The following is a 12,500-nucleotide window of genomic DNA, read 5'->3' on the forward strand; positions in this document are numbered from 1 at the left end:
ACTACCTTTTACAGAATAATTAATAATTTTTAAGAAATTTATCTGCTAAACTGACAATATCCATACTATTGTGATGAGGAGACACCATAAATAAAAGATTGAAATTAAATGACTTAAACTCTTCTAAATAAATTTCTAGAGAAGAAACATCCGTCAAGAATGTAAAGTTTTTATGATTAAAAATCTGCTGGATTTCGGATGCTAAATTACTTATTAATATATTTTTCTCTTTTATCGTGTCTTTGTTGATTAAAACCACCGCGTAATCAGATTCGTCCATGGATTCCCGATAAGTATCTAGAAAACTGCGGTTTATAACGTCGTAGGGGTTTAGCTCAATGATCGTTACAAGTCCCTGTTCAGGAAATTGCTCTTTAACTGCATGAATACTCGTCCTAAGTTTATATGGTGAATGAAGAAAGTCTTGATAGACAACACTTTCATTCTCGCTCGCAACGAATTCTAAATAACGGATGGAGCTTCTAAAATCTTTGATAGCTTTGTAGAAATCGACCCGCTTTATACCTAACCATTCACACACGGTATATGCTCCGGCTATATTCGATAAATTCAACTTCCCGAACACCTGCAAAGGAATACGCTCTTCGCCCAGATGGAGATACGTCACGCCTTTATTAATGGAATATTCTGGCAACTTATAACCATGCCTGTTAATATTACAGTCTGAAGTCGCCTCCACAATTTCCACCAAATTTCGGTTATCCTTATTGTAAATCAGTGTACCTTTGCGTACGATAGTATCGATAAACGTTTCGAATTGTTTAAGATATTCTTCCTGCCCCATATTTGCCCTACTTTCGTTCCATTCTATTCCGCTGATTAACGCTATATTAGGATTAAAAAGATGAAACTTAGAGCGGTGATCTATTGGAGAAGCATAATATTCGTCACCTTCCAATAAAATAATCTTGTTATGGGCGGTTAATTTTACGAGAGAATCGAACCCTTCCAGCTGCGCGCCTACTAGATAATCAAAATCGCGTCCGAGTTTCTTAAGCACATGCATAACCATACTCATGATGGTCGTCTTGCCATACGTCCCTGCAACGACTACCCGTGTTTTATCCATGCTTTGTTCATAGATAAATTCCGGAAAGGAGTATATCTTAATATTAAGTTCTTGCGCGCGAAGCAATTCGGGATTATCGCTTTCGGCATGCATTCCCAAAATCACTGCGTCAATATCCTCTGTTATCTTCTCTGGAAACCAACCCGTCGTTTTAGGCAAAAGTCCTGCATTTTTCAACCTGGACTTTGATGGTTCGACAACTTGGTCGTCAGATCCACTCACTTGGTGTCCCTGTTCGGCCAACGAAATGGCCAAATTATGCATCACCGCACCACCAATGGCTATAAAATGAACTCGCATACTTCTTAAAAATAAAAAGTCAAAATCCAACCCGTCTGTGTAATCATTCTCATCTGTGCAATCATTTTTTTAGAAACTTAGCCGCACACCATCTATCCTGTGTTTTTTTATGCTGATAATCAAATCCGGCAGATTGTGCTTTTTGTGTCAGCATCTCCAAATCTTCCCCATCATAGAAACCGCTAATATACAATTCTCCTCCAGACTTCGTACTTAAACCGTATTGTTCGAGTTGATCCATCAAGATATTACGATTGATATTGGCGAGAATGATGTCAAACACCTTACCCCTTATACGTTCCTCCGATCCTAATTCAGCATCAATGGGGGCAATATTATTTCGTGTCTTGTTCTCCTTTACACTTTCTACACAGACTTCATCATAATCTATTGCCATAACATGTTTTGCGCCACGTTTAACAGCCAATATAGCAAGAATTCCTGTACCGCATCCCATATCTAGCACCTCCTTATCCTTGAAGTCATTCTTTAAAATATAGGAAAGCATCATCGATGTTGTTTGATGATGCCCTGTTCCAAATGACATTTTAGGGTCGATGATAATTTCGTAAGGTATATCGGGCTTCGATTCATGAAAGGTAGCCCGGACATAACATATATCATCCACCGTAATCGGCTGAAAGTTACTTTCCCATAGCTCATTCCAATTCTGATCTTCTATTTCCTGGATAGTATAATGGATGTCAAAATCCTCAGTTTCCCGCAATAACAAGGTTTCTAACTCCTGTATATCCAAGTTAGCTGTCGGAATGTAGGCTGTAAACCCTTGCCCTATATATTCAAAGGTATCATAGCCAATCGCTCCTAGAGAATCAATCAGCAGATCTCTCTGCCAATCTTCCATAGTTGAAGAGGTAAACGTAACCGAAGAATACTTCATTATTTCGTATTAAAAACCTTTACAATTTCTAAAAAGTCACGTGATTTCAAGGAAGCTCCCCCAATCAATCCGCCATCGATATCCTTCTGTGAAAACAACTCATTCGCGTTTGCAGGATTACAACTTCCTCCATATAGGATGGTCGTTTCTTCTGCGATTTTTTGTGTATAGTGATTCGCAATAGTTTCACGTATAAAAGCGTGTACCTCTTGCGCTTGCTCCGGAGAAGCAGTCAATCCGGTTCCAATAGCCCATACAGGCTCGTAAGCCAACACTACTTTTTCAAAATCTTCACTAGATAAATGAAAAACGCCTTTTTCGAGTTGTGTTTTGATAACATCGAAAACCTTATCTCCCTCACGTTCGTCTTTTGTTTCGCCGATACAGAAAATAGGTTTTAAGCCATTAGCCAATGCAGCATCTACTTTTTGCGCCAATAAAGCATCTGTCTCACCGAAATATGCTCTACGCTCCGAATGACCTAGGATAACATAATCTGCGCCGGTAGATTTCACCTGTGCTCCAGATATTTCACCTGTATATGCTCCGGATTCCGCTTGATGGATATTTTGTGCACCGACAGCGACATTGCTTACGGGTTCCGCTAACTTTGAAATGCTGTGCAAATGGATCGCTGGGCTACATACAATAACTTCTTGGTCGCCCACAACCTCATCTTTCACCATGTTAACAATTTCCGAGAACAAGCTTAAACCTTTCTCGTAATCCAAATTCATCTTCCAGTTTCCTGCTACAATGTTTTTTCTCATCGTTTTTATTGTTATCTATTTTGTATATTAAATTCTTCTCGTCTTGTTAAACAATAAACCTCCCATAATATACGAAGATCTGTTTCCTGTACTTCTTCGTTTATTACTATCCCTCGCTCTTTCAACATGTCCTCAAATTTATTCCAAACATACGTTTCCTGCTTTTCGTCTGTCATCCAGGAAAAATCCGGCACAAACTTCGGAATAATATTTGACATAGACACCTGCACACCTACACCAATTACGGCACCTGTCGTGATGGAGGAATTGATACCACACATCGCAAAATCTCCCATAAAAGTGCCTATTTTATTCCTTTCTGTTTTCCGCCAATCGCCCAACTTATAATCATACAACTTAATAGTCTTCCAATTGTTTTGAAGATTAGAGTTACTTGTGCCTGCACCCAAATTACATCCTTCTCCAATGACGGCGCAACCTAAATACCCTTCATGTCCCTTTGCGCTATTTTCCCACATAACGGTATTATTGACTTCTCCTCCAATAGTTGCTTTCGGCCCTACACTTACATTCGGGTACAAACGGCTGCCCATTTTCACCCTTGCTCCTTTCCCGACAGCTATTGGACCCTTCAAATGGCTCCCCTGCTCCAACAACGCATCATCAGCAATATAAATAGGTCCATCCAACGTATTAAACGTACAACCAAATGCTTGGACATTGGCACCAACATAAAGGTTATCCCCTATTACCACATTAGAAGAATGTAATACTGCTGAAGTTCTACCTTTTGTAAGCAAATCAAAATCAAAAGCAATTTGTTTGGCATTTTGGAGATAAATATCTTCTAAAAATTGAATACGGTGCAGTTCACCTTCAAAATTATACACCTTTAATGCACTTCCTTCCGGCTGAGGATTCCACTTGTTCATCTTATATGCTATCCAATCACCATCTTTTTCCAATATACACTCTTTCTCCAGTGTGGATAGGACATTGACCAAGTCCATCGTAGGACATAGGTTGGCACGCACGACTAAATAGGTTACGGAAGATGACGGACTATGAAATTTTTCTTGAAGATAGGGTTCCGTATAAAAGCTGACGTGAACATCCAATAGCAGTTGCCATTTCTCTTGGAGTGTCAAAATTCCTACTCGAAAAGCCCCCACTGGTCTTGTGAAAGCCATAGGCAACAAATGTTCTCGCCATGGGGCTCGATCATGTAATACGACTTCTAACCTCATAATTCGATAAATTTACATAAAAAAATCCCGACAAGAAGAACCTATCGGGATGAAAGTTATTTTTGACCGAAGCCTGTAATCTAAAATTACTTTTGGTAACGGCTACGGAATTTGTCAATACGTCCTGCCGTATCAACCAATTTCATTTTACCTGTATAGAAAGGGTGTGAGGTGTGCGAAATCTCCAATTTCACCAATGGATACTCATTACCATCTTCCCAAGTAATAGTTTCTTTTGTGTCTACACATGATTTAGTTACAAAAGAATAGTCGTTAGACATATCTTTGAAAACAACTAATCTGTAGTTTGATGGATGCAGATCTTTTTTCATTTTTATCTTATGATTATTTTATATTCAACAAATTGAGGTGCAAAGATAATCTATTTCTATAAATAAAACAAAAGAATAGCTTTAAAATTATACTTAACCTGGACAAACCCACTCTCCATTATCCATTATTTAAAAACATCCACTTTTTTTTCTACTTTTGCATTCTAATTTAGCACTTTGAATCATTAACATGAGCACTGTATTATCGGAACAGGAGCAACAGCGTAGACTAAACCTCCAAGCCCTTATCGACATAGGTATTAACCCTTATCCAGCGGATGAGTTTAAAGTAGATGTATCGGCTGCAGATATTCTAGAAAATTACGAAAGAGACAAACTGAATTACAAAAATATTCGTTTTGCCGGACGGATGATGAGCCGCCGTATTATGGGGAGCGCATCGTTTATGGAATTGCAGGATGCTACCGGGCGAATTCAAGCTTATGTCAAACGTGACGATATCTGCCCCAGTGAAGACAAAACCTTATATAATACCGTTTTCAAGAAACTGTTGGATATTGGCGATATCATAGGCGTTGAGGGATATGTTTTTACGACACAGACGGGAGAAATCTCCATCCACGTCGAAAAGCTCGTGGTACTAACGAAATCGTTGCGCCCATTGCCTATTGTAAAGGAAGCAGATGGCAAAACCTATGATGCATTTACCGATCCAGAGCAACGCTACCGCATGCGATATGTGGATTTAATCGTTAACCCACAAAACCGGGAAAGATTCATTAAGCGCACGAAACTATTCAATGCCATGCGGACGTTTTTTAACGACGCTGGTTATATGGAGGTAGAAACCCCTGTCCTCCAAGCTATCCCGGGCGGCGCAGCGGCACGTCCATTCATTACACATCACAACGCTTTGGATATCCCTTTATATCTGCGTATTGCCAACGAGTTATACCTTAAACGACTTATTGTCGGAGGGTTTGACGGTGTGTATGAATTTTCCAAAAACTTCCGAAACGAAGGTATGGACAGGACGCATAATCCAGAGTTTACTGTCATGGAGATATACGTAGCGTACAAGGACTATAACTGGATGATGAGCTTTACGGAACGCTTACTCGAACATTGTGCGCTTGCTGTCAATGGAACAACGAAAGCAATTTTTGGAGAACACGAAATTGACTTCAAGGCTCCTTATAAACGGGTAACCATGGCAGATGCCATTAAAGAGTTTACGAGTTTTGATATCATAGGGAAAACAGAAGAAGAAATTCGCGAGGCCGCAAAAAGCATGGGTATCGCGGTTGATGATACGATGGGAAAAGGTAAGCTAATTGATGAAATTTTCGGAGAGAAATGTGAAGGCAATTATATTCAGCCTACGTTTATAACAGATTATCCTATCGAAATGTCACCGTTGACAAAAAAACACCGCGACAATCCGGAGTTGACGGAACGTTTTGAACTCATGGTATGTGGAAAGGAAATTGCCAATGCTTATTCGGAATTGAATGACCCGATAGATCAGCGCGAACGTTTTGAAGAGCAACTTCGTCTTTCCGAAAAAGGAGATGATGAAGCGATGTTCATCGATCAGGATTTCTTACGTGCGTTGGAATATGGTATGCCGCCTACTTCGGGACTTGGTATCGGTATGGATCGCTTGATTATGTTTCTGACCAACAACGCTTCTATTCAAGAAGTATTATTTTTCCCACAGATGCGTCCAGAGAAAAAAGAAATTATCATCGAATTGACCGAGGATGAAAAATTGCTATTGGCGCAACTTCAGGAAGAGCGTAATATTCTGGCAGACGTGAAGCAATCGACGGGGTTGAGTGGAAAAAAATGGGATACAGCCACAAAAAGCTTACGTCAAAAGGATCTGATTAATATTGTTGTCGAGGGTGACAATAAGTTTATCATAAAGAATTAGCGTTGGGATTAATCCCAACGCTAATTCTTTATTTATAAAATCGATTCACGGATACGTACTAATTTTTCGAGCAAGCCCTCCAATAAATCGAGATGCAACATATTTGCCCCATCCGATTTTGCATTAGCCGGATCGGGATGCGTTTCTATGAATAACCCATCTGCTCCTACTGCAATGGCTGCCTTAGCGATCGTTTCAATAAGCTCCGGTTTTCCTCCAGTAACCCCCGATGTTTGATTAGGTTGTTGTAACGAATGCGTACAATCCATAACCGTCGGCACACCAAATGCGCGCATTTCGGGTAATCCTCTAAAATCCACAATCAAATCTTGGTAACCAAACGTATTACCCCTATCGGTTAGAAATATTTTATCATTTCCGGCATCTTTTACTTTATCCACGGCAAATTTCATCGAAGCAGCAGATAGAAATTGTCCCTTTTTAATATTGACTACTTTTCCTGTTTCCGCAGCAGCGACCAACAAATCCGTCTGCCTGCACAGAAATGCAGGTATCTGCAATACATCAACGTAAGCAGCGGCAATATCGGCTTCATGGCTTTCATGTATATCGGTTACAGTTGGAACGCCAAATGTTTGCCCGACCTTTTCCAGTATTTTTAAAGCTTTCTCGTCCCCTATGCCCGTAAAAGAGTCTGAACGCGAACGATTCGCTTTCCGGTACGATCCTTTAAAGATGTAAGGAATTTCGTATTTATCTGTAATCTTCACTATCCGCTCTGCGATGCGCAAAGCTATTTCCTCTCCTTCAATAGCACAGGGTCCCGCCATTAGAAAAAAACGGGTAGACTCCCCATGTTTAATGGCAGGCAAATATTGTTGAATCATATATGTTGATCATTAATTTCCTAATTCAGACATGAATTTAACCCGCATTAATTGGATATCTTCATACGTATAGTCATCTTCTCCAAGCTCTTTCAAAGCTTCCTGGATAGAATCTACATCGGCCGCTCGGAAGTAGTCATATACCTCTTCTTGGCGGTCGCTATCAATCATCTCATCTACAAAATATCCGATATTAAGCTTCGTACCGGAATTGACAATAGATTCCACTTCTTTAAGTAAATCTTCATAACTAATTCCCTTAGCGGAAGCTATATCATCTAAACCGATTTTTCGGTCTATATTCTGTATAATCGAAACTTTCAATGCTGATTTATTTGCCGTACTCTTGATAACAAGATCCAATGGCCGGTCGATACCATTTTCGTCCACATACTGCTTAATCAACTCGACAAACGGTTTCCCAAATTTAAGGGCTTTCCCCGCTCCCACGCCATGCATTTGCTTCAGTTCATCCAAACTAACCGGATAATGCGTACACATTTCGTCAAGCGAGGGGTCTTGAAATATCACAAAAGGCGGCAAGGATTTCTGCTTTGCTATTTTCTTTCTCAGATCTTTCAACATTTTCAGCAATTCCGTATCCAATGTCCCGGATCCTTGCACGACTTCTTCCGAACCATCTTCATCCGCCTTTTCCATTATCCTGTTTAGAATAAATTTGATATTATATGGATTAGCCAGATATCTTCTTCCGTGTTCGGTAAGCGTAAGTAAGCCATAATGGTCAATATCTTTCTTTAGGAAGTCATTTAATTCCGCTTGTCGAATCAACGATTTCCAATAATTAACGCCTAAGCTTTTACCTTTTCCGAACAAAGGATGTAGGTCATGTTTATAAGAAGATACCGGTTGATTGTTTTGTCCAATCATCACATTAATGATATGATGATCATCAAACTTCTCTCCTTCTTTCTCTATAAAACGCAATACCTCCAGCAAATTTTCTTCAGCATCAAAATGTGTTTTCGGTGCACGGCAATTGTCGCACATATTATTACAACCTGTCTCGTCAAACTGCTCGCCGAAATAATGCAAAATTTGTTTGCGACGACATACCGACGATTCGGAATAATCAATAACTTCCTTCAATATCTGCGTACCTATTTCCCTTTCGGAAACAGGCTTGTCTTTCATGAATTTGGTTAGCTTCTCAATATCCTTTTCAGAATAGAAAGCTAAACAAATACCCTCACCTCCATCACGCCCAGCACGACCGGTCTCTTGGTAATACCCTTCCATTGATTTCGGTATGTCATGATGGATTACATATCGAACGTCCGGCTTATCTATCCCCATTCCAAAGGCAATAGTTGCCACGATAACCTCGACATCTTCCATCAGGAACTTATCTTGTGTGTCCGCTCTGGTCTTCGCATCTAATCCCGCATGATACGGTAATGCCTTTATCCCGTTGATATTAAGCACTTCGGCGATTTCCTCCACCTTTTTACGGCTGAGGCAGTATATAATACCCGTTTTTCCGGCATTGTTCCGGATGAACTTCACAATTTCTTTAACTACGTTCTTTTTGGGTCGGACCTCGTAATATAAGTTAGAACGGTTGAAAGACGACTTAAATAAGGTCGCGTTGTTCATCTGCAAATTTTTACGAATATCCGATTGTACCTTCGGCGTAGCGGTTGCGGTTAATGCGATAATAGGAATATTATCACCGATTCCGTTAATAACTTGTCTTATTTTTCGGTATTCCGGACGAAAATCGTGCCCCCACTCCGATATACAATGGGCTTCGTCTACAGCGACGAAAGATACTTTAATATGTCTTAAAAAAAGTGCATTTTCTTCTTTAGCCAACGACTCCGGTGCCACATATAGTAACTTCGTTTTGCCCTCTGTCACATCTTTTTTCACTTTCGTAATCTCTCCTTTGTTGAGCGAAGAGTTTAAAAAATGCGCAATGCTATCATTACCACCAAATGCGCGCAACTGATCTACTTGATTCTTCATGAGCGCTATAAGCGGAGAGATGACAATGGCCGTGCCCTCGCTCATCAGCGCAGGCAATTGATAACAGATAGATTTCCCCCCTCCGGTGGGCATAATAACGAACGTATCTTTCTTATTCAAGATATTCGTTATAATGGCTTCTTGATCCCCCTTAAAGGTATCAAAGCCGAAAAACTCCTGCAAATTGTCAAATAGTGATTTTTCTATTTCCATTGACCTCAAAACAAAAATTAGATGGATCCGTGGCTCATTTGAGCGCTAAATAACCTACTTTTGTAGTTAATTAAAATAAAATTAACTATTTTTTCTGTGATACACAACATCGATATCAAAAAGACTGCAATAGATACCTTGGAGCTTGAGGCTACAGCAATCCAGAAGCTCACGCAATTCATTGACGACGATTTCATTACGGTTGTAAACCAAATATTAGATTTACAAGGCAGGATTATCGTAACAGGCGTTGGTAAAAGTGCAATTATTGCCCAAAAAATAGTCGCCACGCTCAACTCTACAGGCACACCCGCCATTTTCATGCATGCAGCTGATGCCATCCATGGCGATCTGGGTATCATCCAGAAGTACGACCTTATTATTGCGCTTTCCAAAAGTGGCAATACGCCTGAAATTAAGGTATTGGTACCTTTTTTGAAACAGACCGGCAATACGCTGGTTGCGATGGTAGGCAATATGGATTCTTTTTTGGCTCAACATGCAAACTTCATCTTAAACACGTCCGTTGAACGGGAAGCTTGTCCAAATAACCTGGCTCCTACCACAAGTACTACTGCACAATTAGCCATGGGAGATGCTTTGGCCGTTTGCTTACAAACATGCCGCCAGTTTTCAGATCGTGATTTTGCAAAATACCATCCAGGCGGTGCACTTGGCAAACAATTATATTTAAAAGTTAGCGACCTATCAGACAATAACGGCAAGCCTAAAGTTGCTCCATCAGCAAGCATACGGGAAGTGCTCATTACCATCACGAAGTATCGATTAGGTGCTACAGCCGTCATCGATACGGACCATATTGTAGGTATCATCACGGACGGAGACATCCGTAGGATGCTTGAAAAACATGAGGATTTGGGGCATTTAACTGCGAATGACATCATGACACGAAATCCTAAAGGGATAAAAAGGGAGGAACTAGCTGCTGATGCACTCCACACCATGCGTGAACACAATATATCACAGCTCTTGGTTATCCAAGAAGGGCACTATGCAGGCATAATACATCTGCAAGATCTCTTGAAAGAAGGTATTATATAAGCTATTTCTGTAATATTTTTGTTCATTTAGTGAAATTTAAGTCACATACTTTGTCCTATTTGTATTTTTGGCGTATCTTTTGATAACTATTAGGAGGTTAAAGCAACAGTAAGATGAAGAAAAGAACACTAGGAATATTAGCAACGTTTATAGCGCTTATTGGTTTCATGTCCATGACAGTGGCTATTGGTGAATTTAAATTTGAAAAAGAAACCCACGATTTTGGGAATATCCCTCAAAATAAACCTGCATCGTACAACTTTAAGTTTTCCAATACAGGTGACGCTCCTATTATTGTCAGCGAGGTAAAACCGTCTTGTGGATGCTCTGTAGCTGAATTTACCAAAACCCCTGTTAAACCAGGAGAAGGTGGTACTGTTACGGTTACATATAACGCTGCGGCAAAAGGGCCGTTCACGAAACAGTTCACGATTAAGTCCAATACGAAGACCCCTATCAAAACATTGACGATTAAAGGTAATGTAGAATAGTCAGTCTATTTTATCCAGATATAAAAGCCGTCTTTTGACGGCTTTTCTTGTTTAACTACGATTTATACCAAAGTTATCCAAACGTCAATAAAAGTTGTCAAGTCCTTTCTATCACATAGGATTCGTGGAGGTTTTTTATTAGTTTTGCACTATACTAAAAAACGTACAAGGTAATGCCAGAAATATCAAAAAGGGGCGTGGATATGCCCGCTTCACCAATTAGAAAGCTTACACCTTTTGCAGAGCAGGCAAAAAAAGAAGGGAAGAAAGTATATCATTTAAATATTGGGCAACCCGATATCGAGACCCCTGAAATCATGTTAAATGCTTTAAAAAACATTGATTTTACGATATGGGCTTATACACCGTCGGAAGGTATCGCTTCCTATAGGGAAAAGCTGGCATCGTATTACAATAAATTACATTACCGTATCACTCCCACAGATATTTTAGTAACCAATGGTGGGTCCGAGGCGCTTACGATCGCTATGCAAAGTTGCCTTAGCCCCGGTGATGAAATTATCATTCCTGAACCATTTTACGCAAACTATAACGGATTTGCCTGCGCGGCAGATGCCGTGGTCAAGCCTATCCTATCTTATATAGAAACTGGCTTTGCTTTGCCTCCAATAGCGGAATTTGAGAAATTAATTACGGACAAGACACGGGCCATTGCAATCTGTAATCCTAATAATCCTACAGGCTATCTATATTCGCGCGAAGAATTAGAATCCTTGAAAACGTTGGTTCTAAAATATGACCTATATCTATTTGCAGACGAAGCTTATCGCGAATTTTGCTATGATGGCAACACCTTTGTTTCACCTATGCACCTAGAAGGACTTGACCAGCATGTAGTCATTATAGACACAGTATCCAAACGGTACTCGGCATGCGGCGCGCGTATAGGCTGTTTAATCACAAAAAACAAAGCATTGTACCAGACCGCTCTTAAGTTTGCCCAAACACGTTTAAGTCCCTCCCTGGAAGGACAGATTGCCGCGGAAGCAGCAGTAGATACACCGGATAGCTACTTTGAAGCGGTGTCCAAAGAATATACTGCACGCCGCAACACACTTGTGAAGGGGTTAAACAAGATCAAAGGCGTATTCTGTCCTGTTCCCGGCGGAGCATTTTATGTAGTTGCTAAACTCCCTATTGACAATGCTGACAAATTTTGTCAATGGATATTGGAAGAATTTTCGTACAACAACGAAACGGTTATGATGGCTCCCGCTACTGGCTTTTATAGCACACCAAATGTAGGAATCAACCAAGTACGTTTGGCATATGTATTGAAGCAGGAAGATTTACAAAAAGCATTAATTTGCTTAGCCCACGCATTGAAGGAATATCCTGGACGTACGCAACCATAGCAAGATGACTTTTCCAAAGCGAT

11 protein-coding genes are annotated in these 12,500 nt (G+C 40.2%); 4 read left to right on the forward strand and 7 right to left on the reverse strand.

The window, feature by feature from the left end; translation table 11 throughout:
• Window positions 1-19 precede the first annotated feature (19 nt).
• The 5 genes from FXV77_RS08850 to FXV77_RS08870 all read right to left on the reverse strand — a co-directional run bounded on the left by FXV77_RS08850 (window position 20) and on the right by FXV77_RS08870 (window position 4,601).
• Complete coding sequence (locus FXV77_RS08850; RefSeq protein ID WP_148918856.1) at window positions 20-1,390, reverse strand: Mur ligase domain-containing protein; 1,371 nt, start codon at window positions 1,388-1,390, stop codon at window positions 20-22.
• 61 nt (window positions 1,391-1,451) lie between these two features.
• Window positions 1,452-2,291, reverse strand: a complete 840-nt coding sequence (gene prmA / locus FXV77_RS08855; RefSeq protein WP_148918857.1) for a 50S ribosomal protein L11 methyltransferase — start codon at window positions 2,289-2,291, stop codon at window positions 1,452-1,454.
• Window positions 2,291-3,061, reverse strand: a complete 771-nt coding sequence (gene tpiA / locus FXV77_RS08860) for a triose-phosphate isomerase (protein ID WP_148918858.1) — start codon at window positions 3,059-3,061, stop codon at window positions 2,291-2,293. The genes prmA and tpiA overlap by 1 nt, the downstream gene beginning before the upstream one ends.
• 11 nt (window positions 3,062-3,072) lie before the next feature.
• Window positions 3,073-4,269 carry a putative sugar nucleotidyl transferase gene (locus FXV77_RS08865; protein WP_148918859.1) on the reverse strand — a complete coding sequence of 399 codons (1,197 nt, stop codon included), beginning with the start codon at window positions 4,267-4,269 and terminating at the stop codon, window positions 3,073-3,075.
• A gap of 86 nt (window positions 4,270-4,355) precedes the next feature.
• The gene (locus FXV77_RS08870) at window positions 4,356-4,601 is read right to left on the reverse strand and encodes a type B 50S ribosomal protein L31 (protein ID WP_130139794.1); all 246 of its coding nucleotides are present in this window, start codon (window positions 4,599-4,601) and stop codon (window positions 4,356-4,358) included.
• Between the two features lie 190 nt (window positions 4,602-4,791).
• Between FXV77_RS08870 and lysS the strand changes: the two genes are divergently transcribed.
• Entirely contained in the window at window positions 4,792-6,498 is a 1,707-nt protein-coding gene (lysS, locus tag FXV77_RS08875; protein ID WP_148918860.1) for a lysine--tRNA ligase, read from the forward strand.
• Between the two features lie 32 nt (window positions 6,499-6,530).
• Here the strand turns inward: lysS and kdsA are convergent, their stop codons facing one another.
• The gene (kdsA, locus tag FXV77_RS08880) at window positions 6,531-7,346 is read right to left on the reverse strand and encodes a 3-deoxy-8-phosphooctulonate synthase (protein WP_148918861.1); all 816 of its coding nucleotides are present in this window, start codon (window positions 7,344-7,346) and stop codon (window positions 6,531-6,533) included.
• Between the two features lie 12 nt (window positions 7,347-7,358).
• Window positions 7,359-9,548 (reverse strand): DNA helicase RecQ, encoded by a 2,190-nt coding sequence (gene recQ, locus FXV77_RS08885; RefSeq protein ID WP_148918862.1) that lies wholly within the window; start codon window positions 9,546-9,548, stop codon window positions 7,359-7,361.
• A 99-nt stretch (window positions 9,549-9,647) separates the two neighbouring features.
• Here recQ and FXV77_RS08890 point away from each other — a divergent pair, with 99 nt between their 5' ends.
• From FXV77_RS08890 to FXV77_RS08900, 3 genes are all read left to right on the forward strand, one after another.
• Entirely contained in the window at window positions 9,648-10,610 is a 963-nt protein-coding gene (locus FXV77_RS08890; protein WP_394344141.1) for a KpsF/GutQ family sugar-phosphate isomerase, read from the forward strand.
• A gap of 113 nt (window positions 10,611-10,723) precedes the next feature.
• Window positions 10,724-11,101 carry a DUF1573 domain-containing protein gene (locus tag FXV77_RS08895; RefSeq protein WP_148918864.1) on the forward strand — a complete coding sequence of 126 codons (378 nt, stop codon included), beginning with the start codon at window positions 10,724-10,726 and terminating at the stop codon, window positions 11,099-11,101.
• A gap of 173 nt (window positions 11,102-11,274) precedes the next feature.
• Window positions 11,275-12,477, forward strand: a complete 1,203-nt coding sequence (locus tag FXV77_RS08900; protein ID WP_148918865.1) for a pyridoxal phosphate-dependent aminotransferase — start codon at window positions 11,275-11,277, stop codon at window positions 12,475-12,477.
• The last annotated feature ends 23 nt before the right edge of the window (window positions 12,478-12,500 follow it).

This window comes from Sphingobacterium phlebotomi (assembly GCF_008180195.1).
In the GTDB taxonomy this organism is placed as follows: domain Bacteria; phylum Bacteroidota; class Bacteroidia; order Sphingobacteriales; family Sphingobacteriaceae; genus Sphingobacterium; species Sphingobacterium phlebotomi.